This is a genomic window from Achromobacter denitrificans NBRC 15125 (assembly GCF_001571365.1).
In the GTDB taxonomy this organism is placed as follows: Bacteria; Pseudomonadota; Gammaproteobacteria; order Burkholderiales; family Burkholderiaceae_B; genus Achromobacter; species Achromobacter denitrificans.
The window spans coordinates 1-25,581 of sequence record NZ_BCTQ01000030.1 but is presented as its reverse complement, the minus strand read 5'-3'; the positions used below and the strand labels follow the sequence as shown (position 1 = coordinate 25,581).

At 67.5% G+C, this 25,581-nt stretch carries 25 protein-coding genes; 5 read left to right on the top strand and 20 right to left on the bottom strand.

Translation table 11 applies throughout. From position 1 onward, the window contains the following. The 10 genes from ADE01S_RS22265 to ADE01S_RS22220 all read right to left on the bottom strand — a co-directional run bounded on the left by ADE01S_RS22265 (position 1) and on the right by ADE01S_RS22220 (position 8,394). Positions 1 to 807: an IclR family transcriptional regulator gene (locus ADE01S_RS22265; protein ID WP_062683927.1), complete on the bottom strand. Its 807-nt coding sequence runs from the start codon at positions 805 to 807 to the stop codon at positions 1 to 3. Positions 808 to 944: 137 nt separating this feature from the next. Beyond that, on the bottom strand, positions 945 to 1,235 hold the full coding sequence (locus ADE01S_RS22260; RefSeq protein WP_062683926.1) for a Dabb family protein: 291 nt from the start codon (positions 1,233 to 1,235) through the stop codon (positions 945 to 947). A gap of 37 nt (positions 1,236 to 1,272) precedes the next feature. Continuing rightward, entirely contained in the window at positions 1,273 to 2,034 is a 762-nt protein-coding gene (locus ADE01S_RS22255) for an SDR family NAD(P)-dependent oxidoreductase (protein ID WP_062683925.1), read from the bottom strand. 51 nt (positions 2,035 to 2,085) lie between these two features. Beyond that, positions 2,086 to 2,808 (bottom strand): ABC transporter ATP-binding protein, encoded by a 723-nt coding sequence (locus tag ADE01S_RS22250; protein WP_062683924.1) that lies wholly within the window; start codon positions 2,806 to 2,808, stop codon positions 2,086 to 2,088. Beyond that, a complete protein-coding gene (locus ADE01S_RS22245; protein ID WP_062683923.1) occupies positions 2,798 to 3,532 on the bottom strand; it encodes an ABC transporter ATP-binding protein in 735 nt (244 codons plus the stop codon). Before ADE01S_RS22245 ends, ADE01S_RS22250 begins: the two co-directional genes overlap by 11 nt. A gap of 7 nt (positions 3,533 to 3,539) precedes the next feature. After that, positions 3,540 to 4,484: a branched-chain amino acid ABC transporter permease gene (locus ADE01S_RS22240; RefSeq protein WP_062683922.1), complete on the bottom strand. Its 945-nt coding sequence runs from the start codon at positions 4,482 to 4,484 to the stop codon at positions 3,540 to 3,542. Then, entirely contained in the window at positions 4,477 to 5,340 is an 864-nt protein-coding gene (locus tag ADE01S_RS22235) for a branched-chain amino acid ABC transporter permease (RefSeq protein ID WP_062683979.1), read from the bottom strand. The genes ADE01S_RS22240 and ADE01S_RS22235 overlap by 8 nt, the downstream gene beginning before the upstream one ends. 50 nt (positions 5,341 to 5,390) lie before the next feature. Next, the gene (locus ADE01S_RS22230) at positions 5,391 to 6,599 is read right to left on the bottom strand and encodes an ABC transporter substrate-binding protein (RefSeq protein WP_062683921.1); all 1,209 of its coding nucleotides are present in this window, start codon (positions 6,597 to 6,599) and stop codon (positions 5,391 to 5,393) included. Positions 6,600 to 6,673: 74 nt separating this feature from the next. Next, on the bottom strand, positions 6,674 to 7,564 hold the full coding sequence (locus ADE01S_RS22225; protein WP_062683920.1) for an NAD(P)-dependent oxidoreductase: 891 nt from the start codon (positions 7,562 to 7,564) through the stop codon (positions 6,674 to 6,676). A gap of 14 nt (positions 7,565 to 7,578) precedes the next feature. Beyond that, positions 7,579 to 8,394, bottom strand: a complete 816-nt coding sequence (locus ADE01S_RS22220; protein WP_062683919.1) for an enoyl-CoA hydratase/isomerase family protein — start codon at positions 8,392 to 8,394, stop codon at positions 7,579 to 7,581. Between the two features lie 174 nt (positions 8,395 to 8,568). Here ADE01S_RS22220 and ADE01S_RS22215 point away from each other — a divergent pair, with 174 nt between their 5' ends. The 3 genes from ADE01S_RS22215 (at position 8,569) to ADE01S_RS22205 (ending at position 10,946) form a co-directional block, all read left to right on the top strand. After that, positions 8,569 to 9,477: a LysR family transcriptional regulator gene (locus tag ADE01S_RS22215; RefSeq protein ID WP_062683918.1), complete on the top strand. Its 909-nt coding sequence runs from the start codon at positions 8,569 to 8,571 to the stop codon at positions 9,475 to 9,477. Between the two features lie 113 nt (positions 9,478 to 9,590). Further along, positions 9,591 to 10,295 (top strand): CoA transferase subunit A, encoded by a 705-nt coding sequence (locus tag ADE01S_RS22210; RefSeq protein ID WP_062683917.1) that lies wholly within the window; start codon positions 9,591 to 9,593, stop codon positions 10,293 to 10,295. Between the two features lie 12 nt (positions 10,296 to 10,307). Beyond that, on the top strand, positions 10,308 to 10,946 hold the full coding sequence (locus tag ADE01S_RS22205; protein ID WP_062683916.1) for a CoA transferase subunit B: 639 nt from the start codon (positions 10,308 to 10,310) through the stop codon (positions 10,944 to 10,946). A 58-nt stretch (positions 10,947 to 11,004) separates the two neighbouring features. Here the strand turns inward: ADE01S_RS22205 and ADE01S_RS22200 are convergent, their stop codons facing one another. The 9 genes from ADE01S_RS22200 to ADE01S_RS22160 form a co-directional block, all read right to left on the bottom strand. Then, positions 11,005 to 11,271: a hypothetical protein gene (locus tag ADE01S_RS22200; protein WP_062683915.1), complete on the bottom strand. Its 267-nt coding sequence runs from the start codon at positions 11,269 to 11,271 to the stop codon at positions 11,005 to 11,007. Positions 11,272 to 11,379: 108 nt separating this feature from the next. Further along, positions 11,380 to 13,509: a LamG-like jellyroll fold domain-containing protein gene (locus ADE01S_RS22195; protein WP_062683978.1), complete on the bottom strand. Its 2,130-nt coding sequence runs from the start codon at positions 13,507 to 13,509 to the stop codon at positions 11,380 to 11,382. A 90-nt stretch (positions 13,510 to 13,599) separates the two neighbouring features. After that, complete coding sequence (locus ADE01S_RS22190) at positions 13,600 to 15,117, bottom strand: thymidine phosphorylase family protein (protein ID WP_062683914.1); 1,518 nt, start codon at positions 15,115 to 15,117, stop codon at positions 13,600 to 13,602. Continuing rightward, entirely contained in the window at positions 15,114 to 16,472 is a 1,359-nt protein-coding gene (locus ADE01S_RS22185) for an MBL fold metallo-hydrolase RNA specificity domain-containing protein (RefSeq protein WP_062683977.1), read from the bottom strand. Before ADE01S_RS22185 ends, ADE01S_RS22190 begins: the two co-directional genes overlap by 4 nt. A gap of 14 nt (positions 16,473 to 16,486) precedes the next feature. Beyond that, a complete protein-coding gene (locus ADE01S_RS22180) occupies positions 16,487 to 18,853 on the bottom strand; it encodes a phosphoketolase family protein (protein ID WP_062683913.1) in 2,367 nt (788 codons plus the stop codon). 25 nt (positions 18,854 to 18,878) lie between these two features. Continuing rightward, on the bottom strand, positions 18,879 to 19,760 hold the full coding sequence (locus tag ADE01S_RS22175) for a ribose-phosphate pyrophosphokinase (RefSeq protein WP_062683912.1): 882 nt from the start codon (positions 19,758 to 19,760) through the stop codon (positions 18,879 to 18,881). A gap of 165 nt (positions 19,761 to 19,925) precedes the next feature. Continuing rightward, entirely contained in the window at positions 19,926 to 20,702 is a 777-nt protein-coding gene (locus ADE01S_RS22170) for an SDR family oxidoreductase (protein WP_062683911.1), read from the bottom strand. 17 nt (positions 20,703 to 20,719) lie between these two features. After that, positions 20,720 to 21,634, bottom strand: coding sequence for a beta-keto acid cleavage family enzyme (locus tag ADE01S_RS22165; RefSeq protein WP_062683910.1), 915 nt, complete (start codon positions 21,632 to 21,634; stop codon positions 20,720 to 20,722). Between the two features lie 38 nt (positions 21,635 to 21,672). After that, positions 21,673 to 22,881 (bottom strand): ABC transporter substrate-binding protein, encoded by a 1,209-nt coding sequence (locus ADE01S_RS22160; RefSeq protein ID WP_062683976.1) that lies wholly within the window; start codon positions 22,879 to 22,881, stop codon positions 21,673 to 21,675. Positions 22,882 to 23,034: 153 nt separating this feature from the next. Between ADE01S_RS22160 and ADE01S_RS22155 the strand changes: the two genes are divergently transcribed. Beyond that, on the top strand, positions 23,035 to 23,802 hold the full coding sequence (locus ADE01S_RS22155) for a Crp/Fnr family transcriptional regulator (protein WP_075873339.1): 768 nt from the start codon (positions 23,035 to 23,037) through the stop codon (positions 23,800 to 23,802). A 119-nt stretch (positions 23,803 to 23,921) separates the two neighbouring features. Then, the gene (locus ADE01S_RS22150; protein ID WP_242663423.1) at positions 23,922 to 24,983 is read left to right on the top strand and encodes a BamA/TamA family outer membrane protein; all 1,062 of its coding nucleotides are present in this window, start codon (positions 23,922 to 23,924) and stop codon (positions 24,981 to 24,983) included. Between the two features lie 163 nt (positions 24,984 to 25,146). Here the strand turns inward: ADE01S_RS22150 and ADE01S_RS22145 are convergent. Continuing rightward, positions 25,147 to 25,581 (bottom strand): MFS transporter (locus ADE01S_RS22145; RefSeq protein WP_156494259.1); only part of this gene is annotated, 435 nt, incomplete at its 5' end.

Genomic DNA, 25,581 nt, shown 5'->3' with positions numbered 1-25,581 from the left:
TCATTCCGCCTGCATGTTGCTGAGTTCGGCTTCGAGCCTGGCCTTGAGGGCCAGCAGGTCCGGGATCACCGCCTGTTTGAGCCGCGGCAGTTCCAGGGAGTTCGACGGCGCAGCGCAGCCCAACGCATAGGTATGCGGCCCTTCCGGCGTGTCGACGACCACCGCGGCGCCGTTGGTTCCGGCCTCCAGGGTGCCGGCCGCGATGCAATAGCCGTCGCTCGCCATTTGGGATACCGCGGCAGGGACTTCGCGGTCGAGCAACTCCCAGGCTTGAGGGTCGGCGGCGCTGAGTTTGTCCATGAAGGCGGCGCGCTCGGCGTCGCTCATGGCGCCGATCAAAGCCCGGCCCAGGGCCGAACGGTCCATGCGCAGGCGCGAGCCGGCCCGCACGCGCAACGTGAACAGCATGTCCCGGCTATGCGCGACTTCGTTGCAGACCATGCTGCTGGCGTCGGGCGACGCTAGCACGACCGAGACCTGGTGCTGGTCCGCGAACTGCTGCATCAGCGGGCGTGCGAGCATGACGAAGTCGCGATTCGAGGCCGCGATGAAACCGAGGGCGAGCACGGCCGTGCCCAGACGGTAGGCGGCCCGGCGGGCCGAATACTGCAGGTACTCCGCCTCCAGCAGGTTGGCGGTAAGACGCGACACAGTCGGCTTGGGCAGGCCGGTGAGCGCGGCGATCTCGGAATTGCTCAACCAATCGTTGTTCGGCTCGAACGCCGAAAGAATGGTCAGCCCGCGCGACAGCACCCGCACTTCGCGAATGCCCGGCTTTACGGAGGACGGATCAACGGACGTGTTCATCGAGTCTCAAAATGAAATTAGACTCGATTCTACAGGCAAGCCCGCAGGAAATGAGGCGCGCCCGATCCGTGTCCGGGCGCGCCCGCCCGACGCCGCGAGGCGCCGCTGCCGCTAGTCCTGGAAGACCTTGCCGGCGGTCAGGTTTCGTAGTCCAACACGATGAGCTGTTGGCCGAGCGCCATGACCTTCTGCTTCAGCGGCGCGTGGACCGGCGATTGCTGGTAGCGACCATGGGCGGCGGCGTCGATGAAGTCTGCCACGAAAGCATGGGAGTAGGAGCGGGCGCGGTCCGACGCGTTGGCGACGAAGCGCAGGTCGATTATGCCGGGAAGCGCCTCCTTGATGGCCCGGCATTGGTCGACGATATCCTTATGGTCTCGCGCGGAAAGCGGGGCCTTGAAGCTGAGCATCACGATATGGCGAAACATGGCGGCTCCGTTGGGGCGCGCCGGCCGTCGGCCGGATTCAAGAAATGGTCAAGCCGCCGTCGACGGCAAGAATGTGACCGGTGGTGGACCGGGACTCGTCGCTGGCCAGGTACAGCGCCGCGTGGGCGATGTCCTCGGGCTGCACCAGGCCGAACAGCTGGCCTTCCAAGGATTTGCTCGTGACGCCATCATCCTTCAGCAGTTTGAGCACGCGCTCGGTAGCGGTCGCGCCCGGCGCGACTGCGTTGACGCGGATCCGGTGGCGGGCATACTCCACCGCCATGGAGCGGGTCAGCGCGCTGACCGCGCCCTTGGCGGCCGTGTAAGCGTCCTTGCCGTGGGTGCCGATCAGGGCGAATATCGATGTGCTATTGATGACCGAGCCGCCATGGCCCGCGTCCATCATCGCCTGGATGCCGTAACGGCATCCCAGCCAGGTGCCGAACAGGTCCAGCTTCATCTTGGACCAGAACTCCTCGAACGGCGCGTCGGTCACGCGGCTGTCTCGGACGGTGGAGCCTCCGGCATTGTTGTAGAGCACGTCGAAACGCCCGAATTCCGCAACGGTCTGGCTGACCGCTTTTTCCATGCTGTCGGGTTCGGTGACGTCGGTCTGCAGGAGGCGGGCGCGGCTGCCGGTGTGCGCGTGCACCAGGGCGACCGTTTCCTCGCCCGCGGCGGCGTCGCGCTCGGCGATGACGACTTGCGCGCCTTCCTGGGCGAATAGCAATGCGCTGGCGCGGCCGATGCCGGCGCCGCCGCCCGTGATAAAGGCGACCTTTCCTTCGAGTCTGTGCATGGTTTCCTCGGGAACAACGGAAAAAGGGATGGCGCGTCGCGCCGCCGGCAATCAAATACCCAGGTAGGCCTTGCGCACCGCCTCGCTGCGGGCGAGTTCAGAGGCCAGGCCCTGAAGCTGGATCTCGCCGCGTTCCAGAATGAAGGCGTGGGTGGCGATCTCCAACGCCATTTCGGCATTCTGTTCGACCAGCATCACGTCCACGCCTTCCGCCGCGATGTCCTGGATGATCTGCGCGATGGTGTCGACGATGGCCGGGGCAAGCCCGATCGTGGGTTCGTCGAGCAGCAGTAGCCGTGGTCGGGCCATCAGGGCGCGTCCGACCGCGACCATCTGCTGCTGGCCGCCGCTGAGGCTGCCCGCTGGAGACTTGAGCCGGCTCTTCAGGGCGGGGAAGCGTTCCAGCACGCCGGCCATTCCCTCCTGGATGGCGTGCCGGCTCTTTTCCCGATAGGCCCCAAGCTCCAGGTTTTCGCCCACGGTCATCGCCTTGAACAGGCGCCGTCCTTCCGGCACCAGGACCAGGCCGCGCGCCACGAGCGCGTCCGGCGCCATCCCGGTGACGTCTTCGCCAAGGAAGCGGACGCGGCCGCAAGAGGGGGCGACCAGGCCGGTCAAGGCCTTCATGATGGTCGATTTGCCGGCGCCGTTGGAGCCGACGATGGTGGAGATGGAACCTCGCCGCACCGTGAAGCTTGCCGCGCTGACCGCGGGCACGATGCCGTACATCACCGAGAGGTCCTCGACTTCGAGCACATTGCCGTCAATGTTCATGCCGTTTCCCCAAATAGGCCGAAATCACGCGCGGATCCCGTTGTATCTCGGCGGGACTGCCGGTGGCCAGAAACACGCCGTAATCCAGCACCACGATGCGGTCGCAAATGTCCATGACGGCCTTCATGTTGTGCTCGACCAGCAGTATCGAAACGCCGTGGTCCTCGCGCATCCTGCGGAAGATGGCCAGCACCGAGGCGGCTTCGGTCTGATTGAGGCCGGTCAGGGGTTCGTCCAGGCAGAGCAGCTTGGGCCGGGCGGCGAACGCGATCGCAATGCTGACCAGCCGCTGCAGTCCGTGGGAAAGGTTGCCGGCGATCTCGTCGAGCACGTCGCCCAGCCCCATCAACGCCGCCGTTTCACGCACCCGTGCGTCGCGTTCGGCCTTGCTGCGGATCATCGCGAAAGTGCCCACGACGATGTTGTCGTAGACGCTCATGTCGCGCAGCATGCTGTCGTGCTGGAAGGTCCGGACCAGGCCCTGGCGGGAGATCCGGGCAGCGCTCTGGCCGGTGATGTCCCGGCCCAGGAAGCTCAACCTGCCGCCTGACGGCTTGTAATAACCGCTGACCACGTTGAAGGTGGTGCTTTTGCCGGCGCCATTGGGGCCGATGAGGCCCAGGATTTCGCCCTGGCGCACTTCGAAGCTCAATTCCTTGATCGCCACCAGCCCGCCGAAACGGCGGCTCATCCCGTCGACTTTGAGTAGTACTTGGTTTTCCATGGGGGCCTCAGGCTTGGGATTTCGCCGCGCCCGCCAGCCTGGGCGCGCGCTTGTCGAGGTAGCGGCCCAGCCCGATCAGTCCGCCCGGCAGCAACAGCACCGAGATGACGATGGCCGCGCCGTAGAAGATGTGCTCGTAGGGGCCGAAGCTCAAGGCAAACTGTCCCAGCAAGGTCAGCACGATGGCGCCGACCACCGCGCCCAGGATGTGTGATTCGCCGCCGACCTTCAGATAGGCCAGGGCGTACACGGCGAGCAGGAAGCCGAAGTCGCCGGGGCTGATCACGTTGTTCGAGAAGGCCAGCAGGGCGCCGGCGATGCCGGCCACGAACGAAGAAACCGCCAGGCAAAGCACCTTGGCCAAATGCACGTTGATGCCCACGGTTTCGACGATGGCGTCGTTGTTGCGTATGGCCACCAGCACTTTGCCGAAATCGGACTTCTCGATGAACCAGAGCGTCCACAGCAGCAGCACTACCACCCCGACGACGACGGCAGGGAGGTAGCCGTCGAGGTAGGCGGGCGGAAAGATCCCGACCATGCCGGAGCTTCCGCCGATCGCCTCGGTCTTGGTGTAGATCATGCGTATCACTTCCGTGAAAGCGAAGCTGATGAGCATGAAGTAGGGGCCCTTGGCGCGCAGGGTGATATAGCCGAAGACCAGGCTGATCAGTCCTGCGAAGACGGCGCTGGCGGCCAGCGCGAGCAGGAAGGGCCAATGCAGCGATACGGTTCCGATGCCCGCCATATAGGCGCCGAGGCCGACGAAGCCGGCCACGGCGAAGTTGAGCTCGCCGATCAAGGTGACGAAGCGGAAGCTGGCCGTGATCAATACGTTGATGGCCAGCCACAGGACCAGGCTGGCGGTGAGGCCGCCGCCCTGGAGCAGGATGCCGGCCAGCAGCACCAGGCCGGCCGACGCGATTGCGGGAGCGAGTAGCGGTTTAGCCATTTCCGAGAATTCCCTTCGGGCGAACGAGTAGTACAAACATGGTCAGGGCGAACATCGTGATCGTGGCCCAGGTGGGATCTAAGTAATAGCCGCCCAGGCTCTCGATCACGGCAATCAGCAGGCTGCCGAGGATCGCACCCGGAATGCTGCCCAGCCCGCCGATCACGATCGCGATGAAGCCGCGGATGAGATAGTCGCTGCCGATGATGGGGCTGGAAACGGTTACGGGTGAGAGCAGCACGGCCGCGATCGCGGCGAGCGCGGTGGCGATGAAAAAGCCGGCAAGGGCGATCCGGCGGTAGGGAATGCCCTGCAGCATCGCCGCTTCGTGGTCTTCCGAAACCGCGCGCAAGGCCTTGCCCAGGCGGCTGGAAACAATGGTCCAGCACATAAGCGCGGCCACCAGCAGCGCGCAGCACGTGATGATCAACCGCTGAATGGTGATGTAGGCGCCCATGATGTTCACGGTGCCTTCGACCAGCGCGGGCAGCTTGTTCGGAACGCCGCCGAAGGCTTCCAGGAAAATGCCCTGAAGCAGGAGCGAGAGGCCGACCGACACCACGAAGGATCCGGTCATGTCGCGCTGGAACCGCTGCAGGGCGAACTTGTAGATCAGTCCTCCCAGCAGCAGCGTCACGGCGATTCCCAGCGCGCCGCCCAGCGCATAAGACACGACCAGCGGCAATTGGGCGCTCGCGAGCAGCGGAACCGTCACGCCCATGACCAGCAAGGGCAGCGTGAAGAACTCCCCGTGCGCGAAGTTGACGATCCGCATGACGCCGAAGATCAGCGTCAGGCCCAGCGAGAACAGTATGTATGCCGCGGCGATCTGCATACTGTTCGTGATCAATTGCATGTAGACGTCCAACTTGTCTCCCCCCGACTCGTAACCGTCCGGTGTGTTGTTTACTTGCCTGCGGCCAGGCGTTGCTGGAGCTCTTGCGGAACCACGCGCTCCACTTCGACCAGCTTGCCGTCCTGGATCTGCGTGATCATGACCGGGACGAGCAGCTGCTGGGGCGAGCCGTAAGTGGCTTCGCCGCCGAACGCGGTCTTGCCGTAGGAGGTGTCGAAAACGATCTTGGGCAGGACTTTCAGGATCTCGGCGGGCTCGATGCTCTGCGCCGCCTCCATGCCCGCCTTTAGGGCGTAGACGGAGTCGTAGGGCGCCAGCTGCAGCGGATTGAGTGATTCGCCGACAGCCTTCTTCATCCCCTCGTTGAGTTCGCGCTGCTTGCTGGTTGCCTGGGCGCCGGCATAATCGCCCGAGAAGCCCATGTAGACGCCATCGGCCGCCTTGCCGCCGATGTCCACGAGTTGCGCCGCGCCGGTGCCGACCGGCTGCACCTTTACGCCGTCCCAACCCAGCACAGCCAGCTCCCGGAACAGGACGCCCGCATCCGCGGGAGGGGAGACGCCCAGGTCGATGACGTCCGGCTTGGCCGCCGCCAGCTTTTGCGCGATGGGCTGGAACTGGGTGGTGCCGCGTTCGTACCAGTTGACGGAGACTACCTTGACGCCCAGTTTCTCCCAGGCCTGCTGCGCGACCGGCTCGGTTTCCTTGCCGGTGGCATCGTTGGGGTTGAGCATGGCGACGGTCTTGATCGAGGCGTGCTTGCCCTTGACGTAGGCGTACAGCGGCTCCAGGATCTCGAACGGCGTCGCGGACTGGGTCAGGGTGTAGGGCTTGGTCGGCCCCTTGACGGTCTTGCCCCAGGCCGACGTGAACAGAATGACGTGGTTGCGCTCGGTCAGCGATTGCAGCGCCAGGATGGGCGCGGTGCCGATGCTGCCGACGACGTAGCGCGACTTGTCGCGGTTTACGATGTTCTGCGCGACCTTGGTGCCTTCGGCGGCGTTGTACTTGTTATCGTACGCGCGGACCTCGAATTTGTAGGTGGTGCCGCCGATCTTCACGCCGCCCGCGTCGTTGATTTCCCGGGCGGCCTGCTTGGCGGTCCATTCCTGTCCCAGCCCCCAGGTCGCTGCGGCGCCCGACATCGGCGCCGACACGCCGAGTATCAAGGTTTTGGATTCCTGCGCGTGGGCGCTGCCCGACAGCAGGGAGGCCGCCGTCAACGATGCCGCGGCGAGAACGCTGTTGAGGTTCTTCATCCTGTTATCTCCGTATTTATAGGTGTAGTGGTTTGCCGGCGTGGGCCGGCTGGTACCGGAAGTCCGGTATGTCGTTATGCCGGGCCGGATACCAGCCCGGCGCGGGTCCAGCGGGTGGCGGCGGCGCCGCCGCCTTCGTCCACATAGCGCGAGACTTGCTTAAGCAGCCCGAGGTCGAGGCTGGCCAGTTCGCCCAGCGCCTGGGCCAGGTGCAGGTCCTTGCCGACAATGCGGTGGATGGCTGCAAAGGCCTCTTCGGTCGGGGCCCAGGCGCGGTACTGCGCCCGTCCCACGGCCGCGTCCGCCGTCAGGAAGTTCTTCCCGGTGCTGACATCCAGGATGGGCGCAAGGGTTTCGAAGGGCAGTCCATGCGCCTGCGCCAGTTCGATGGCCTCGGCGGTCAGGAACATATTGGCCACGCACAGCATGTTGTTAATGATCTTGGCGACCGCGGCCGAGCCCAGCGCGCCGCAATGGAAAATGCGCGTTCCCATTGCGCGCATCAGCGTCTGCGTCTGTTGGAGGTCGACGGGGTTGCCGCCCAGCATGATGGTGAGCGTGCCTTCCCGCGCGCCGATGATGCCGCCGCTGACGGGCGCGTCGAGCAGGCGCGCGCCCGCCGCGGCCAGCGGCGCCTCCAGCGCGCGCAGCGTTGCTGGCAGGGTAGTGCTCATCATGCATATGATGGGACGCCGGCCGGCAGGAATGGCGCCGGCCAGCCCGCGCTCGCCGAGCAGCGCGCCCGTGATCTGCGCGTCATTGGCGAGCAGCACGATGATCGCGTCCGCCGCGGCGCAGTCCGTCACATCGGCGGTGGCGGGGATGCCGATGCGCGAAAAGCCCTCGCGCACCGCGGGATCGAGATCGCAGACCATGACGTCGAAACCGGCGCGCGCCACGCAGAGCGCCATTGGGCCGCCCATGTTTCCAGCGCCGACGAAGGCCACCGTTTTGATTGGTTCCATGCGCGCCGCTCCGCCTAGATGGCGATGTCCAGATCGAACTTCGGCGCGCGCCGCTCCTGCAGCGCGCTCACGCCCTCGCGCGCCTCGGGGCTGCCGAAACCCATGAATTCCAGGGCCAGGGAAGTGTCGAAGATGGGGCCGGCCTGGCGCAGCCAGTTGTTCAGCGCGTACTTGGTCCACCGTAGCGCGGCCGGCGCGCCCGCCGCGAGTTTCCCCGCGATCTCCAGCGCCTTGTCCTGGAGCGCGTCGTCGTCGACGCACAAGGAGACGAGGCCCAGGGCTTCGGCCTGCTCGCCGTTCACCGGTTCGCACAACATCAGGTGGTATTTGGCCTTGGCCATGCCGCAGAGCAAGGGCCAGATGATGGCAGCATGGTCGCCCGCGGCCACGCCCAGCTTGGTGTGTCCATCCACGATGCGAGCGGACCTGGCCGCGATCGAGATGTCGGCCAGCAAGGCCGCTACCAGGCCCGCGCCGACCGCCGGGCCGTGAATCGCGGAAACGATGGGTTTGGAACAGTTGATGAGGTTGTAGACGAGGTCGCGGGCTTCGCGCCAGACGCGGGCCCTGGCCTTGAAATCGTCATTGATCTCTTCCAGCATGCGGAAGTCGCCGCCGGCCGAGAAAGCCCGTCCTGCGCCGCGTATGATCACCGCGCTGACGTCCGGATCGGTGTCGATCTCGCGCCAGACCTCCGCCAGTTCGGCGTGGCCCCGCGAATCCAGCGAATTCATGCGCTCGGGATTGTTCAGCGTCAGGCGCAGGACGCGTTCCAGGGGACGGTCGAATTCGATCGCCGTGTAATGCTTATAACGGTGGCTTTCAGTCATTCTCGACTCCAACTCCATACACGTGATTTGGCGGGCGTTTTCGGCGGCACGAGCGCTGCTGCTCGGTGCGGGAACGCGTGCTTGTGTGCAACTGCTGGCGCAATTGTGCGATCCGCATTCGCTTTATCAAAGGTCACCGTTGCACCCTTACTGTGCGCTGATGCACAATGAGCCATGGATAAGCACCCTGAATGGAACGACCTGAGAGTTTTCCTTGCCGTGGCCCGGCTCGGAACCATCTCCGATGCAGGAGAGAAGCTCGGCATCGAGCACTCCACGGTGTCGCGGCGCATCGACAGACTGGAGGCCACCTTGCGGGTGGTGCTGTTCGACCGTCGCCGTAGCGGCTACTCCCTGACGGACGCCGGCCATGCATTGATCCCCCACGCCGAGAGGATGGAAAGCGCGCTGCTGGCTGCCGTCGAGGAGAGCCTGGAGGTCGCGGACTTCATCAAGGGCAATGTGCGAGTGGGCACGCCGGAGGCATTCGGCATACACGTGCTTGCGCCGGGCATGGCCCAGCTGCGCCAGAAGCATCCGGGGCTGCGCATCGAGTTGATGGCCCAGCCCCAGTTTCCCAGCCTCGTGACGCGCGAGGTCGAAATCCTGGTCACGCTCGATCCGCCGGAGATGGGTCGGTACAAGGTCGCCAGGCTCGCGCAGATCGACTACTTCCTGTACTGCTCGCCCGGCTACCGGAAGAGCCATCCTCCGATCCGCGAACTCGGCGACCTCGCCGAGCACGATTTCGTGGACTACATCCATGATGGCTCGGTCAGCGAGCGCTATCGCGTGCTGGAAGAACTGGTCGCCGAACCCAAGCGCTGCTTCACCTCAAACAGCGTGCTGGCACAGCGCTCGGCCGCCGCCGCCGGACTCGGGCTGGTGCTGCTCACACCCTATGTCGCCAATATCCGGAGCGGCGACCTGATCAGTGTTTTTCCCGACAAGCCGCTCATCACGCGCAGCCTGTGGATCGCGGCGCCCGAAGACCTGCTGAGAATCAAGCGCTACCAGTTCGCCTGGCGCTTCATCCGCGAGCAAGTCGAATCACAACCGGCGCTTTTCCACCCGCCCGCTTGAGTGCTGTGCAGAATTGCACAATAAGGTTGCGCCGAATCCATTGTTCCGGCTTGCTCGAATCCCTAGTATCTGAGGCGTTGGTACGCACTCAACCCCCTTACTTCGGTTAGAGAATGAGAAAGATATACGGAGATGTGGCCGGCGCCCTGGACGGGGTGATCACGGACGGCCAAACCATAGCCGTGGGAGGCTTCGGCCTTTGCGGCATACCCTCGGCGTTGATAGCCGGGATGCGCGCAAGCGGCGTCGGCGATCTCACCTGCATCAGCAACAACGCCGGCGTCGATGACTTTGGATTGGGGCTGCTGCTGCAGTCGCGCCAGATCAAGCGCATGATCGCCTCGTACGTGGGCGAGAACAAGGAGTTCGAAAGACAGTACCTGAGCGGTGAGTTGGAGCTGGAATTCAACCCGCAAGGGACGCTGGCCGAGCGCCTGCGGGCGGGCGGGGCGGGAATCCCGGCATTTTTTACAAGAACGGGTGTGGGCACCGTGGTCGAGGAAGGCAAGGAGACCCGGCAGTTCGGCGGCCAGACTTACATCATGGAGCTGGCGCTGCGCGCGGACGTCTCGCTGGTGAAGGCCAAACGCGCAGACCGGTCCGGCAATCTCGTCTTCGCGCGAACCGCGCGCAATTTCAATCCCGACGTGGCGATGGCAGGCGCGGTAACGATAGCCGAGGTGGAGGAGCTGGTGGACGAGGGAGATATCGATCCCGATGACGTGCACCTGCCGGGCATCTTCGTCGATCGCATCGTCGTCGTTCCCAACCCGGAGAAGCGGGTCGAGCGCAAGAGTTTCCGTTCACGGCCCCAGTAAGGAGAATGCGCGATGGCTTGGACACATGAACAGATGGCGGCGCGCGCGGCGCGGGAACTGCGCGACGGCGACTACGTGAACCTGGGCATAGGGCTGCCCACCAAAGTGGTGCAGTATGTGCCCGCCGATATGCAGGTCTGGCTTCAATCGGAGAACGGGCTGATCGGCATCGGACCGCCTCCGTACGAGGATGAAATCGACCCCGATCTTATCGACGCCGCCAAGCAGACGGTGACGATGGCGCCCGGCGCATCGATCTGTTCCTCGTCCATGTCGTTCGCCATGATCCGGGGCGGGCACATGGATCTCACCATCCTGGGAGCGATGCAGGTCAGCGCGCAGGGCGATCTGGCGAACTGGATGATTCCGGGGAAGATGGTCAAGGGCATGGGAGGCGCCATGGATCTGGTCGGGGGCGCTCGCCGGGTGATCGTGCTTATGGAGCACAGCACGCGCGATGGCGGCATGAAGATCATGGAACAGTGCTCGCTGCCGCTGACCGGCAGGGGCGTGGTGCACCGGATCATCTCCGACCTCGCGGTAATGGACGTCACGGGCGAAGGCCTGGTCGTGCAGGAGTTGGCGCCCGGCGTCTCGCGGGAAGCGTTGCGGGAGAAGACGGCGGCGCCGCTCGCTTTTGCCGCCGCGTGACGGCCCTGGCCGACTCCGGCCCCGGATAGCAGCCGGGCAGCCGGGGCCGCGCGCCGCGCTAGAAGCGCGGATTCTTGCCGAACGGGACTTCGTCCTCGGTCGGCGGTTCGAAGGTGGCGGTGTCGCCGTTCAGGTCCGCGACGTGGATCTGCGCGAGGCGGGTCGCTTCGTCGATCGCGTCCTGCGCGGAAGGAAAGCGCTCATCGATGGCGATCCGCTCTTCTGGCGCGCCTTCGATCGGGGAAATGAGCGTGTACCCAATGCGCCAGGCGTCGTTGTCGTGGATCGGATGCTCGATCTGGAAATCCCATTTAGCCTTTTCCATGATGCCTCCTGTCGGGTCTGATCCATCCTACCGCGCCCGATGCGGCCCCGAAAAACCGGGAGGGCTCCGACGCCCGGAGCGCGGAGCCGCCGGTTTGTTCTTGGCGGCTTAGCCGCGGCGCGCCGACAGCCACTGGCCGGGCTGCAGGGGCTCGGCGGCGATGCGGATTTCACCGATGTTGCCGAAGAAGCCATCGGTGCGTTCGCCGTCCCAGGAGCCGGCGCCCACCACCCAGGGCATGGCCGCCGACACCGGCGCCAGGCCGGTCGCGTTGCCGGAATTGCGCAGCACGGGCGCGCCCTCGATGTACATGATGCTCTCCTGCGCCGCCGGGTCGGCCACCACGGCGATGTGCACCCAGCTGTCGGCCATGATTTCGCCGGACCAGCTGGCCTGGGGCGAACGGGTGCCCGCCTGGGGCGTGACCACTTCCCACTGGATCTCCCGCAGGCTGGAGACCGCGAACAGCAGCGGAGGCGATTCGCCGTCCCCGCCCGAGTAGCCCGGGATGGTGTCGCGCCGGCCGTCGCGGGTCATGATGTTCATCCAGGCATGCAGGTTGGAGGCCCAGTCCCGGTCGATCTTGACGAAGGCTTCCACGGTGTAGCCGGTGCCCGCGAAGTCCATCGCGTTCAGCGGCGCCGCGGCGTCGGTCAGGAAGTAGCTCAGGCGCTTGGCGTTCTTGTCGGTATTGGCGAAGCGCACCGAGCCGGCGGCGGCCGACAGGTAGTGCTTGTCGGTGCTCCATTGCAGGTCGCCCAGCTGCGCGGTCAGCACGCCGGTCTCGGAGTTCAGGGCGGCGCGATGCAGCGGGTTCAGGCCGGCGCGGTCTTCAATGACGTGGCCGGCGGCCACCGGCTGTCCGGCCGCGCCGCCGATGAAGCGCCAGTGCGCCACGGTGCTGGCGACCTTGGGATAGTCTTCCGCGTCCGCGGGGGCGCGGGACGTCGCCACTTCGGGTTCCGTGTAGCCGGCGAGGATCATCGCGCTGGCGGCATCGACCAGCGAGGCGCGCAGGTTCTCGCCCGGCTTGAACTGCTTGTTGAATCCCGAGAAGCGGGCGGCGAAGTCCATGTCGATGGTGAACTGCTCGTTCTCCGTTTTCAGCACGGCCTGGTCGAACTGCGTGAGCGTGTCGCGCGGCTTCTGCACCACCCAGGGCGAGAAGGACAGGACATGGATCTTGTTGTGGGTCAGGTCGAATTCGTAGAGGCGCATCAGGCCGTTGCCGCCCTGGTAGGCCATCTGGTAATCGACCACCATGAGCTCGACCTTGTTGCCGAAGTCGTTGACGCGCGTCTGGCGCGCGGCGCCGTGGTGATGGCCGTTGAGCGTCATGAAGATCTGGTCGTTGTCGCGGATCAGACGTTCCCACAGCATGTTGCCGTAGGCGGTCTCCAGCGGGCTGACGCCATCGCGGCCGATGTTCAGGAGCTGGTGGTTGACCAGGACGACGGGCAGGGTGGGATGCTCGCCGATGACGCGGCGCGCCCAGGCGATTCCGTCGTCCGAGATGCGCCACGAGAGCGACAGGACCATGAATTTCTGCCCTTCGGCTTCGAAGACATGGTACTCATGGAAGCCGCTGGGATCGCGGCCGCCGAAGGTCGTCATGCGCTTGGCGCGCGAGGCGCCGAACCACTGCAGATAGGGTTCGTTGGCCAGGGTGCGCTGGGCATCGGTGCCGCTGGCCTGGCTGGAGGGGTCCACGTATTCCAGCGATTGGAGCACGTCGTGGTTGCCGGCCAGCACCGAGTACGGCACTTTGGCCGTTTCCAGCACCCGCATGGCCTGGTCGGCCACCTTCCACTGGTCGGGCTTGCCGACCTGGTCCACCACGTCGCCCAGGTGCGCGACGAACGGGATGTTCAGCGCGGCGGCGTTGGCGGCGACCCAGAACGTCTGGGCCATGAAAGGCTCGCTGCCGAACTTGCGGCTGTACTGGCTGTTCTCGGCCTGCGTGGCGTAGCGGGCGTAAAACTGGGTGTCGGGCAGCACGGCCAGGGCGAAGCGCGAGCCCTTGGTCGTATCGGCGCCGGGGCCGGGAGCGGGCTGCGGCGTTTCGCCTTCGACGGGGTGGCCGGTGTCATCGTCGTCGTCTCCGCCGCCGCATGCGGTCAGCAGGCCGGCGCCGGGAATCAGGGCGACGGCCAGGCCGCCGCGCAAGAAACTGCGGCGCGTGGGAGCGCTGGGGGAAACGGCGGCCGGCAAGCCCTTTTCATCATCGAACTTCGACATCACGGAAAACATCCTGAGTGGACAAGAGGGGCCTGCTTTATATTCCGCGCCAGTGACGCGGCAATGACAGTCCCTCGCCGGCGAGCGGCCTCAGGCTTCGATGGTCAGGATGTCGCCGGCATGGCGCGCATACTCCAGGGCATAGGCCATTTCGCTGCGCGTCTGCGCGTGCAGGAAGACCCAGGGTTGTCCGCGCGCCACCTCGTCGCCGAGGCGGGCATGCAGCGACACGCCGGCGGCGGGCCGTTCCGGCGCGCCGGCCAGCTTGGCCAGCCGCGACAGCTTGCGGTTGTCGATGTGCGTCACGCGGCCCGCCTGCAACGCGACGAGCGGCTCGACGTGCGCGGCCCGCGGGGGCTCGCGCAGGCCGCCCTGGGCCGCGCAGATGCGCGCGAATTTTTCCCAGGCCTGCCCGCTGTCCAGGGTCTTCAAGGCGAGGTCGATGCCTTGCCCCGGCAGCGCCACGCCGCCCACTTCCAGCACGGCGCCGGCGACCAGCGCGGCGCGGTCGCGCAGGTCCTGCGGCTGGTCGGCCTCGTTGCGCAGGACGGCCAGCACGTCGCGGGCTTCCAGCGCCGGGCCGATGCCCCGGCCCACCGGCTGGCTGCCGTCGGTGTACAGGCAGCGCAGGGTCAGGCCGAAGCGGGAGGCGGTCTCGACGAGATGGCCGGCCAGGCGCTCGGCGGCTTCGCGGCTGCGGATCTTCGCGGTGGGGCCGACCGGAATGTCGATCACCACGTGCGTGGCGCCGGCGGCGATTTTCTTGGAGAGCACCGAGGCGATCAACTGGCCTTCGGTATCGATGTCGAGCTCGCGCTCCACGCGCACGAAGACGTCGTCGGCCGGGCTCAGGTGCATGGAGCCGCCCCAGGCGACGCAGCCGCCTTCGGCCTCCACGACTTCGCGCAGCTTGTCGATGCCGAGGTTCACCGGCGCCAGCATCTCCATGGTGTCGGCGGTGCCGGCCGGCGAGGTGATCGCGCGCGATGACGTCTTGGGCATGACCAGGCCGTTGGCCGCGGCGATGGCCACCACCAGCGGCGTGGTGCGGTTGCCGGGCAGGCCGCCGACGCAGTGTTTGTCCACCACGATGGGAGCGTTCCAGCGCAGGCGGTCGCCGACGTCGACCATGGCCCGCGTCAGGTAGATGGTTTCGTCCAGGCTCAGCGGCAGCGTGGCCGTGGCGGTGAGGAAGGCGGAAAGATGCACGTCGGTGTAGCGGCCGCGGACCACGTCGCGCACGATGGCCGCGAATTCCTCCTCGCCCAGGCGGCGGCCGTAGATGCGCTGGCGCACGCCGGCCAGCGATTCGAGCACCGGCGGGTGCCTGACCCGCACGTGGTCGCCGTCGCGTATGCCGAGCGCGTCCCAGGCGTCTTCCGACAGCGCGACTTCGTCGAGCGCGAGCAGGTCGCTGTCGATCTGGTAGAGCTGGGCCTGGACGTCGTGGCCGTTCGAGGTGATCAGCACTTGCGAACGGGAAGACAGGCCTTCGGAACGGCAGACGTGGCAGTCGGCGCGCATCAGCGCGATGGGCTGGTGCTGCGCATGCAGCCGCATGCGGGTGGCGCGCAGGGCGGGCGGCTTCAGCTCGGGGATGCTGCTCAAAGTTCGTACCTCTGGTCCTGCAGCGGCACGGTGGCATGCCAGTTGAGCTCGCGCTGGATGCGCTCGCGCAGCGCCTCGGACGCTTCGGGTTCGCCGTGGACGATGAAAACGCGCCGCGGCGCTTCCTGGAAACCCGAGAGCCAGCGCATGAGTTCGTCGCTGTCGGCGTGCGCCGACAGCATGGGCAGTTCGTTGACTTCCGCGTTGATCGGCGTCCACTGGCCGTAGATCTTGGTTTCGGTGGCGCCGTTGAGCAGCTTGCGTCCGCGCGTGCCGGCCGCCTGGAAGCCCGAGAAGAGCAGGGTGTTGCGATGGTCGGTGCCGAAGGCCGCGATATGGTGCAGCACGCGGCCGCCGGTCGCCATGCCGCTGGCCGAGATGATGACCTTGGGGTAGCGGTTGGCCGACAGGGCCTTGGATTCCTCCACGTCGCGCACGTAGGTCACGGCCGAGCAGGCGGCTTCGCATTCGCTCGACGACAGCTTGTGATCGCTGGCGTGCCGCTCCAGCAGTTCGGTGGCGCTGGTTGCCATCGGGCTGTCGAGGTAGACGGGCACGTTGCGCAGTCGGCCGGCCTGGCGCAGCTTCCACAGCGCGTGGATGAGGGTCTGCGCGCGACCCACGGCAAACGCCGGGATCACGACGGTGCCGCCGCGCTGCACGGTGCGCTCGATGATGGCGCCCAGGGCTTCGATGGGGTCCGCGGTGTCGTGGCGCCGGTTGCCGTAGGTGGATTCGATGACGATGTAATCGGCCTCGCGCACGGGCTCGGGGTCGTGCATCACGGGATCGCCGTAGCGGCCGAGGTCGCCGGAGAAGACCACCCGCATGCCGCCGATGTCGATCTGCGCGGTCGCCGCGCCCAGGATGTGCCCGGCGCGGCGCAGCGTCAGCGTGGCGCCGCCCGGCAGGGCCGCGGGCTGATGCAGCGCGACGTCGGAAAAGCGCGCCAGCGCGCGTTCGGCGTCGACGACGCGGTAGAGCGGCAGCGCCGGCGCGTGCCGGGAGTAGCCCTTGCGGTTGGCGAAGTCGGCGTCCTTCTCCTGCAGGGTGGCGCTGTCGAGCAGGATGAGCCTGGCCACGTCGCGGGTGGCGGCCGTGGCGTGGATCTTGCCCTTGAAGCCCTCGACCACCAGGCGCGGCAGGTAGCCGCAGTGATCGAGGTGGGCGTGGGTCAGCACCACCGCGTCGATGTCGGCCGGCGCGACGGGCAGGCTCTGCCAGTTCAGTTCGCGCAGGTTCTTCAGGCCCTGGAACAGGCCGCAGTCGATCAGCAGCCGGGTGTCTCCATGGCTCAGGAGGTGCTTGGATCCGGTGACGGTGCCGGCGCCGCCTAGGCAGGTCAGTGAGAGCATGATGTCCTTGTGCGTCAAGAGTGGGAGTCGAGCAGGTCGGCGGGGTTGCCCCGGCCGTCGATGGCCTGAAGCCGGGGCGCGTCCAGCACGTCTTCGCGGCGCCAGCCGGCCACGGCGGCGGCGGCATCGACCGCGTGCGCCCAGGTGCAGCGGTTGGCGAAGAGCATGCCGGGCACGTCCAGGGTGCCGCCCCGGCTGATGTAGCCCAGGGCTCGTGTGCGGGCCGGGCCGTCGTCCAGGCGGCGCAGGACGCCCAGCATGGGCTCGGGGCGCGTGTGGCACAGCAGGACGCGGGGCAGGCCGGCCGGGAACAGCGCGCGCAAGGCGGCGTCGGGCAGGACGAACGCGGATTCGAGTTCGTCGCGCGGGATGCGCAGGCGGCCCGGTTCCAGCACCACGGACACGCAGCATTCGTGGCCCAGCCGGGCCAGGTGGGCGCGGGCCTTCAAGGCTTCTTCCAGCTGGTAGGCGCCGATGGCGACGAATTGCAGCGCGCTGGCCGACGGATCGCCCGCGATGTGCGCCGCGCCCTGTTCGACCAGCGCCTGAGCGGCCCGCGCCTCGAAACGCTGCGGGCCGTCGCGCTTGGACACGACGACGCAGGCCACCTGGGCGCGGCGCGCATAGACGGCGCGCAATGCCGCCGCCGCGCTGTTTCCGTCCACGGGGAACAGCACCCGCGACGTGTCGGACATTTCGCCCAGCAGGGCTTCGCCGATGGTGGGATCCTGGTGGGACTGCTCGTTCTTGGCGTTCTCCCAGGTATGCGAGGTGACCACCAGCGGCACCGACAGCCAGCCCGGCGACTGGCCGAGCTCCTTCTGGCGGCGCGCGAAAATGATCTCCTGGCGCAGCAGGCCCAGCATCTTCACCGCGAAGGCTTCGTAGCTGACGATGAGGTTCAGGCCGGCCTTGTTGGCGAGCGCCGCGGCGGCCACGGCTTCTTCGTTCAGCGCGGTGACGACGGCGCCGTGCAGGTCTTCCGGCACGCCGGGTTCGGGGCGGTTGACGCGGTGCTTGAGCAGGGCCAGCGCGCCGCCCATTTTGTTGCTGGCCAGTTCGTCCGGGTTGCCGACGCGCACGCGCAGCGCCGGATTGGCGCGCGCCAGTTCCACGAACCAGCGGTCCAGCGCGGCCATGGCGCTGCCCTGGGTGCCGGTGGCCTCCCAGGCGGGCTCGGGCAGGACGGGATCGTCCGGATGGCGGCGCGCCATGGCATGCCCGCTTTCGAGCGGACGCCGCTGGGCGCGGTGGTTGGCCAGGAGGGCGATGGCGGCGTCCAGTTCCGGCCCGGGGACGTAGAGCTTGCGCGCGCTGTCGTTGAAGGCGTCGCGGGCGGCTTGGTCGACGCTAGGATTGCCGCCCAGCGGCAGGTTGTGCGCGGCGTTGGTGCCGGCGCCCGGAAAGCCGTAGCCCTTTTCGGTCTCGGCGATCACATAGGGCAGCGAGGCGGGATACTGGAAGTCCGGCGCGGACAGGCCGGCGGCCAGCCGTTCCTCGGCCGCGATGATGGCCCAGGCGATGGCGGAGGGGTCGCGGCCGTCGACGATGAGCGGATCGAAGCCGTTGTGCCGGAGGTCTTCGGCCAGCCACTGCGCGCCGCCTTCCTGGACGATCTGCGTGCGCTGCTCGATGCGCCGGCCATTCAGGACCATGACGGGCACGGCCTGGCCGCAGTCTTCGGCGCGCCACCAGCGCGTGGCCCAGTCGGACCCGCGCTGCTCTTCGAAGGCGCCGTCGCTCAGGAAGGCCACCAAGCCTTCGCCGGGCAGCGGCATGTGCACGTATTGCAGGCCGGCGAACCCGAGGTAGCCGCCTTCGGACACGGCGCCCGCCGTGTTGGGGCCGGCGTGGCTGCCCAGCGGAACGGCGGGCAGGCCGCGGGCGTCGATGGCGTAGGAATAGAAATCCGTGATGAGGCGCCGCAGCCCGGCTTCGCTGCGGTCGTAGCGGCCGCGCTGCGCCTCGGAGACATCGCCGGTGAGGGCGTTGACGGCTTCGATGGCGGCCACGCAATGGCCCTGGCCCATGAGCCAGCCGCGGGTCTGGCCGGTCAGCGCATTGGCCAGCAGATAGGCGACGAAGGCGGGCACCATGTTGAGCGATCCGCCCGTGTGGCCTTCGGGATTGGACTTGAAATCCTCGGCCGCCAGCGGCTGGCCGGCCAGGTCGATGCGCCGCGCATAGGTCATGTGCGCGACCACGTTCATGGCCGCGCAGCCCAGGCGGTCGGCCGCGGCCAGCATGGCGTAGGCGTCGTCGGGGCTGGCGATGCGGCCGCTGGCCGTCAGTCGGGCCACCAGGGCGTCGACGCGGGCGACGGTGTCGGCACGGTGCTGGATGGGGCCATGGCCGGATAGCCAATGCTCACGAAGCTTCATCGCGGTATTCCTTTGGAATCGGGGATCAATCGCGCAGGCCGCGCAGGAGCGCGTCGGCCAGCAGCGGGGCGAGTTCGATGCGATTGCTGGGATGCGGCACCGTGTCGGTGGACACGACGCGTTCAAAGCAGCCGGATACCTGGGCCCAGGCATCGTCGGCGAACAGGGCATGCACGACCACGCATTGCGGCGGCTTCATGCCGGCGAGTTTTCCGGCCGCCACCACCAGGGTGCGGCCGGACGAAGCGATATCGTCCACCAGCACCGGCGTGCGGTCGCGCCAGGGCGAGAGATCGGGCACCTCGATGTCGACCTGGCGATCGCCGCGGCGGGTCTTGCGCAGCACGACTGCCGGCGCGCCGATGCGGGCGGCGATGGAGCCGGCCCATTGCTGGCTTTCCTCGTCCGGCCCGACGATCAGCGGCGCCGGCACGTTGGCGGCGATCCAGTCGGCCAGGCGCGGCGCGGCATGCAGCGTGGCGGTGGGAATGGCGTAGAGCGACCCGAGCGAGGGGTGGCGGTGCAGGTGGGGATCGACGGTCAGCAGCCGGTCGAAGGTCGACGACACCAGGCGCGCGAACGACAGCGAACTGATGCTTTCGCCGGGATGGAAGCGCTTGTCCTGGCGCATGTAGGCCAGATAGGGCGCCACCAGGTTGACCTCGGTGGCGCCGAGCTCGCGCGCGGCGTCGGCCGCGAAAACCAGGCTCAGGAAGGCGGAGTCCGGATGGGCGAGCGTGCACACGATGTCCACGGGGCGTCCTTGCGGATCGCCGTGCAGGCGCACGTAGCTTTCGCCGTCCGGGAAGCGGCGGGTCTCCACGGCGCCGAGTTCGCCCTCGCACAGGGCGGCGAGCCGGGCCGCGAATCCTTCATTGCCGGGAAGAGGGAGGATCAGTCTTTGCATGAATGCCGGGTCCGCCTGTTCCGGGTGGAGGGAAACCGAAGAGGCCGCCAGCGGCCCCGCGCGACGCCTCAGGGTGTCGCGGCATTCTGATTATGGCGCAAGGGGACGGGTCCGGGGAGGCCGGACCCGAGGTTAACCTTGATGTAACTCAAAGGTTTGGCGCGGCTAGCCGAGGTGCTCCACGTTGCCGCAGACCGAGATGCTCTGGCCGCTGATCATGGCGCCGTCGTCCGAGCACAGGAAGGCGACCTGGGCGGCCACGTCTTCCGGGCGCGTCATGCGGCGCAGCGAAACGCCGGACAGCAATTGCGCGCGCATCTCGTCGTTGCCGACGCCGGCCGCGTCGGCGCGCGCGGCGATGATGCGCTCGACCCGCTCGCCGGCCACCACGCCCGGCAGCACGGAATTGACGCGGATGTTGGACGGGCCCAGCTCCATGGCCCAGGTCTGCGTCAGGCCGGCCAGGCCGAACTTGCTGGCGCTGTAGGGCGTGCGCAGCGAGAAGCCCAGGCGCCCCGCCACCGAAGAGATGTTGACGATGGCGCCGCCGCCGGCCGCCCGCAGCAGCGGCACCGCGCTGCGCGCGCACAGGAAGGTGCCGGTCAGGTTGACTTCCAGCGTGTGGTGCCAGGCCTCCAGCGTGGTGTCTTCGAGCCGGCTGGTCGGGCCGGACACGCCGGCATTGTTGATCAGCGCGTCAAGCCTGCCCCATTTCGCGGACAGCTCGCGGAACAGGCCCTGCACCTGCGCTTCGGACGAGACGTCCGCCACGCTTACGCTCAGGCGCGGATGGCTGCCCTCGACGGCGCGGCAGGCGGCCGCGTCCACGTCGCAGGCGTGGACCTCGGCGCCGGATTCGAGGAACCTGCGCGCGATCGCCAGCCCGATGCCGTTGGCGCCCGCGGTGACGAGGACGCGCTTGCCTTTCAGTGATTCGCTCATGATGTCCGCCGCCTCCCTTACACGGCGAATTCTGGCCGCGGGCCGTCGGTCCGGGGCAGGCCCAGGATTTCCCGGGCTTCGGCGGGCGTGGCCGGCTCCATGTCCAGTTCGCGGATGATGCGCACGATGCGCTCGGTGAGCTGCACGTTGGTGGCGAGTTCGCCGTGGCGGTAGTAAAGATTGTCTTCCAGGCCGACGCGGGCGTGGCCGCCCAGCAGCAGCGCGCTGAGGTTCGCCTCCAGTTGCGAGGGGCCGATGCCGCTGACGCAGAACACGCTGTTCTTCGGCAGCAGGTCCACCATCATCTGCAGGTGGCGCGGCGAGAACGGCATGGCGTTCTGGAAGTTCCGGTGCACGTTCATGACCAGGTTGATGAAAGGCGGGCCGTCGTCCAGGCCTTCGTCGATGAGCGTGGTGGCGTCCTGGAGGATGTGCGTGGGGCTGAAGACTTCCCACTCGGGCTTGATGCCGCGCGCCTTCATGCCGGCGGCCAGTTCGCGGGCCCGGCTCAGGGGCGTGTTCATGAGGTATTCGCGCTCGCCGAAGGCCAGGTTCAGCGTGGTGGCGTCCAGCGTGCACATCTCGGCGCCCGCATCCATGCCCTTGAGCCGTTCCTCCCACAGGATTTCCCAGGTGCCGGGCGATGTTTCCTTGACCATGTCGCCGTGCACGCCGCCGCCCGTGGAATTGTTCAGGACGATGTCGCAGCGGTCGCGGATGCGGCGGTTCATGTCGCGATAGATCGACGCGTCGCAGGTGGCCTGGTCGTCGGGGCGGCGCGCGTGCAGGGCCACCACGCTGGCGCCCGCGTTGTAGCAGCGGTAGACGTCCTCGGCGATTTCGTCGGGCTGGGTCGGAAGGTGGGGATTCTGGCTCTTGAACGCCATGCCCCCGGTGGGGGCGATGGTCACGATCACTTTGCGTTTGGACATTCGATTCTCTTTCGGGTGTCGGTGGGGCCGGGCGCGGCTCAGTTCCACAGCGCGCAGCGGCTCTCCGCCTTCTTGGTGAAGGCCTCGTTGCCGTCGATGGTCTGCACGACGTTGAAGTAGTCCCAGGGTTCCTTGGACTGTTCGGGCGTCTTGACCTGCAGCAGGTACATGTCGTGCACGACGCGGCCGTCGGGGCGAACCACGCCGTCCTTGATGTACATGTCGTTCAGCTTGTTGGCGCGCAGGTGGGCGAGCACGCGGTCGGGGTCGTCCGTGCCGGTGGCCTTGACCGCCCGCAGGTATTGCAGCGCGGCCGAGTAGTCGGCGGCCTGCAGCGACGAGGGCATGGCCTGCCGCCGCTTGTAGAACTCGCGGCCCCAGGCGCGGGCCGCGTCCGAGCCGTTCCAGTACCAGCTGTCCGTGAGGTACATGCCTTGCGTCGGGCCCAGCCCCATGGCGTGGATGTCGTTGATGAACATGATCATGCCGGCCAGCTTCATGGTCTGGGTGATGCCGAATTCGTTGGCCGCCTTGATGGCGTTGGTGGCATCGGCGCCGGCGTTGGCCAGGGCCAGGATCTCCGCCTTGCTGCTTTGCGCCTGCAGCAGGAACGAGGAGAAGTCGCTGGAGGACAGCGGATGCTTGACCGAGCCCAGGACCTTGCCCCCGGCGGCCTGCACCACGTTGGTGGTGTCGGCTTGCAGCGCCGTGCCGAAGGCGTAGTCCGCCGTCAGGAAGTACCAGGTCTTGCCGCCCGTCTTGACCACGGCGCCGCCGGTGCCGCGCGCCTGCGCGACGGTGTCGTACGCGTAGTTGAGGGTATAGGGCGTGCACTGTTCGTTGGTCAGCGCCGGCGCGCCCGCGCCGACCACGATGATGGGCTTTTTCTTGTCCGAGGCCACCTTGGACATGGCCAGGGCGGTGCTGGAATTCGTGCCGCCGATCAACATGTCCAGCCCGCGCTGGTCGAACCATTCCCGGGCCTTGGCCGAGGCGATGTCGGCCTTGTTCTGGTGGTCGGCGACCAGGAGTTCGATCTTCTTGCCGTCGATCGCGCCGCCCATCTCTTCGATCGCCATCTTGATGGCCTCGGCGCCGCCGGGGCCGTCGGGGCCGGAATACACGCCGGAGAGGTCGGTAATGAAGCCGATCCGTATGACGTCGTCCGAGAACTGCGCATGGGCGCCGCCCGGCCCCGCCAACAGGATGGCACCGCAGGTTGCGGCGGCGGACATGGCGCGCGACATTGACAACATTGCTGTCTCCTCTTATGTTTTTTGGCCCGACGGGCTCCCTTATTCTGTGACCGGGCCAGTCGCGCGGACAGTCACCATGGTGACAAAGCACCCTAGGGTTTACCTGGGCGGGACCACACAGCCGGCGATGAGGAAGCGATGGACATGGCGTCTGCGGAGACGGGAGACCAGGCATTGAGCGCGCGCCGGCGGAAGGCGCAGGGCGCGGTGGACAGGATGCTGGGCGTCGTGCCCTGGTACAACGGCCTGCCGGACGCCGAGCGCGAGGAGATCCGCGCCAGCCTGCGCCTGGTATCGCTGCGGACGGGCGAATACCTGTTCCGCGTCGGGGAGCGCTCGCCCGGCTGGTACGGGGTGGTCGACGGCCTGGTGAAATGGTCGTCGGGCGGCGCCGACGGCAAGACCCTGTCGCTGGCCGGCTTCAGCACGGGAAGCTGGTTCGGCGAAGCCACCATGATCCGCGGCGCGCGGTTCGACTACGATCTGGTGGCCTTGCGGCCCAGCCGCGTGGTGATCCTGCCGCGCGACACGTGCGAATGGCTGTGGAACCACAATATCGAGTTCACCAAGGCCTTGATGGAGCACCTGGCGGAGCGGGTGGACTGGCTGATGGCGAGCTATACCGGCAATGTGCTGCTCGACGTCGACACCATGGTGGCGCGCGCCGTCGCGGCCCAGCTGGCGGCCGAGTCGCATTCGGGAACGGACGGGCGCCTGAAGATCTCGCAGGAGGAGATCGCCAGTCTTTGCGGGGTGTCGCGCCAGCGCTGCAATGCCGCGTTGACGCGGCTGGCGCGCGCCGGCGTGTTGCAGACGCGCTATGGCGGCCTGACCATCCTGGACCGCGAGGCGCTGGACCGGTACGCCAAGACCGATCGCAAATTCGGCCCGGCCCCCGCGAGGACGGCCTAGAGCGGGATTTGGTGCTATGTTGTTCCTGAGTCGTCGGCTGTCGACAAGAATCGCTTGCGCCACAAAACCCTATGCGGATATGGATTCGTTTCGCTTTCGGCCTGCTCGGCGTCTTGTCGATGCATGCGCCTGCCTTGAGCGAAGGCGCGGCGGACGGCGGCGGGGGCGAGGGCCTCGACCTCAGCCACTTCCTGCTGCGCAACAGCGGCGTGTTTCCCGTGCCGGTCATCATCACAGAGCCGGCGGTCGGGTACGGCGGCGGCGTGATGCTCCTGCATTTTTCGGAAGGGGAGTCCGGCGCCGGCCAGGACGGCAAGGTCTCGACGCCGAACATTACCGGCGTTGGAGGGTTTGCCACCGAGAACGGCAGCCGCGGCGGCGGCCTGTTCCATTTCCATAGCTGGGACGGGGATCGCTACCGCTACCTGGGCGGGCTGGCCAATGGGCGGTTCAACCTGGAGTACTACGGCGCCTCCAGCCATGGCCGCAGCTGCGAGATCAAAGGCACGGCCCTGGTGCAGCAGGTGCTGGCCAGGCTGGGCGACACCCCCTGGTACGCCGGCCCGCGCTATACCTATTTTCATTCGGACACCCGGTTCACCGGCGAACCCGCGCACGAACTGTCCCAGGCGGAATTCGGCAACGACGTGGGCAAGCTCGGGCTGGTCGTGGACTACGACACCCGCGACAACCTGCTGTATCCCAGCCGCGGCACCTACGCGGAGTTCGAGGCGCAGTTCGCGCGCGGATGGGTGGGCAGCGATTCCACCTTCGAAGACTACCGGGCGCGCGGCTATACCTGGTTTCCGGTCGCGCCGAAATGGACGCTGGGCCTGCGCGGCGATGGCCAATTCACCCGCGGCGCCGTGCCGTTCTACGCGCAGCCCTACGTGGACCTGCGGGGCGTCTCGCGCGGCCGCTACCAGGACTGCGACGCGCTGACCGGCGAAGTCGAACTGCGCTGGAACGTCACGCCGCGCTGGTCGCTGCTGGGATTCTCGGGCGTGGGCAAGGCCTACGGCCGATGGAACACCTTCTCCGAGGCCTCCACCGTGGTCAGCGTGGGCGCCGGATTCCGCTACCTGATCGCCAGCAAGCTCGGACTGGCGGTGGGCGTGGACATCGCGCACAGCCGCGACCAGAACGCCTTCTACATTCAGGTGGGCAGCCCCTGGCGTTGAGGGCGGATGCGCTTGCGGAAGAACACCACGCGCTCGGTTTCTTCGAAGCCCAGGCCCTGGTGGAACGCGTGGCTCCGCCGGTTATCCAAGTTCCCGCTGGCCGAGGCCGGGCGGCGGCCGTGGCCGGCCCGATCAGGCGCCCCGGCCATGGCCCGCGGAGATGTCAGGCCTCGCATTGCAGGGCGGCCGCGGGTCGCCGGCGCGAGGCGCGCAGCGCCAGGGCGGCGATGGCCGTCGCGGCGGCCAGCGCCGTCACGCCGGTCCAGCCCCAGCGGGCCAGCGCCATGCTGCCCAGCGCGCCGCCGGCCGCCATGCCGACGAACACGCCGGTCATGAGCACCGCGTTCAGGCGGCTGCGCGCCGCGGGATCCAGGCCGTACACGATGCTCTGGTGGGCGATCAGCGACATCTGGATGCCCAGGTCGAAGCCGACGGCGCTGGCGGCGATCAGCCACAGCGCGGCCGCGGGCGGCAGCAGGGGCAGCAGCGCCATGGCGGCGAAGGACAGGGCGGTCAGCGCGGCGCCCAGGCGGGCCAGGCGGGCGGGGCCGCGGCGGTCGGCGACGCGGCCGGCCAGGGGCGCCGCCAGCGCGCCCGC

Coding starts and splice junctions, on each gene's coding strand:
- ADE01S_RS22265 (WP_062683927.1), bottom strand. CDS start 807: ATGAACACGTCCGTTGATCCGTCCTCCGTAAAGCCGGGCATTCGCGAA.
- ADE01S_RS22260 (WP_062683926.1), bottom strand. CDS start 1,235: ATGTTTCGCCATATCGTGATGCTCAGCTTCAAGGCCCCGCTTTCCGCG.
- ADE01S_RS22255 (WP_062683925.1), bottom strand. CDS start 2,034: ATGCACAGACTCGAAGGAAAGGTCGCCTTTATCACGGGCGGCGGCGCC.
- ADE01S_RS22250 (WP_062683924.1), bottom strand. CDS start 2,808: ATGAACATTGACGGCAATGTGCTCGAAGTCGAGGACCTCTCGGTGATG.
- ADE01S_RS22245 (WP_062683923.1), bottom strand. CDS start 3,532: ATGGAAAACCAAGTACTACTCAAAGTCGACGGGATGAGCCGCCGTTTC.
- ADE01S_RS22240 (WP_062683922.1), bottom strand. CDS start 4,484: ATGGCTAAACCGCTACTCGCTCCCGCAATCGCGTCGGCCGGCCTGGTG.
- ADE01S_RS22235 (WP_062683979.1), bottom strand. CDS start 5,340: ATGCAATTGATCACGAACAGTATGCAGATCGCCGCGGCATACATACTG.
- ADE01S_RS22230 (WP_062683921.1), bottom strand. CDS start 6,599: ATGAAGAACCTCAACAGCGTTCTCGCCGCGGCATCGTTGACGGCGGCC.
- ADE01S_RS22225 (WP_062683920.1), bottom strand. CDS start 7,564: ATGGAACCAATCAAAACGGTGGCCTTCGTCGGCGCTGGAAACATGGGC.
- ADE01S_RS22220 (WP_062683919.1), bottom strand. CDS start 8,394: ATGACTGAAAGCCACCGTTATAAGCATTACACGGCGATCGAATTCGAC.
- ADE01S_RS22215 (WP_062683918.1), top strand. CDS start 8,569: ATGGATAAGCACCCTGAATGGAACGACCTGAGAGTTTTCCTTGCCGTG.
- ADE01S_RS22210 (WP_062683917.1), top strand. CDS start 9,591: ATGAGAAAGATATACGGAGATGTGGCCGGCGCCCTGGACGGGGTGATC.
- ADE01S_RS22205 (WP_062683916.1), top strand. CDS start 10,308: ATGGCTTGGACACATGAACAGATGGCGGCGCGCGCGGCGCGGGAACTG.
- ADE01S_RS22200 (WP_062683915.1), bottom strand. CDS start 11,271: ATGGAAAAGGCTAAATGGGATTTCCAGATCGAGCATCCGATCCACGAC.
- ADE01S_RS22195 (WP_062683978.1), bottom strand. CDS start 13,509: ATGTCGAAGTTCGATGATGAAAAGGGCTTGCCGGCCGCCGTTTCCCCC.
- ADE01S_RS22185 (WP_062683977.1), bottom strand. CDS start 16,472: ATGCTCTCACTGACCTGCCTAGGCGGCGCCGGCACCGTCACCGGATCC.
- ADE01S_RS22180 (WP_062683913.1), bottom strand. CDS start 18,853: ATGAAGCTTCGTGAGCATTGGCTATCCGGCCATGGCCCCATCCAGCAC.
- ADE01S_RS22175 (WP_062683912.1), bottom strand. CDS start 19,760: ATGCAAAGACTGATCCTCCCTCTTCCCGGCAATGAAGGATTCGCGGCC.
- ADE01S_RS22170 (WP_062683911.1), bottom strand. CDS start 20,702: ATGAGCGAATCACTGAAAGGCAAGCGCGTCCTCGTCACCGCGGGCGCC.
- ADE01S_RS22165 (WP_062683910.1), bottom strand. CDS start 21,634: ATGTCCAAACGCAAAGTGATCGTGACCATCGCCCCCACCGGGGGCATG.
- ADE01S_RS22160 (WP_062683976.1), bottom strand. CDS start 22,881: ATGTCGCGCGCCATGTCCGCCGCCGCAACCTGCGGTGCCATCCTGTTG.
- ADE01S_RS22155 (WP_075873339.1), top strand. CDS start 23,035: ATGGCGTCTGCGGAGACGGGAGACCAGGCATTGAGCGCGCGCCGGCGG.
- ADE01S_RS22150 (WP_242663423.1), top strand. CDS start 23,922: ATGCATGCGCCTGCCTTGAGCGAAGGCGCGGCGGACGGCGGCGGGGGC.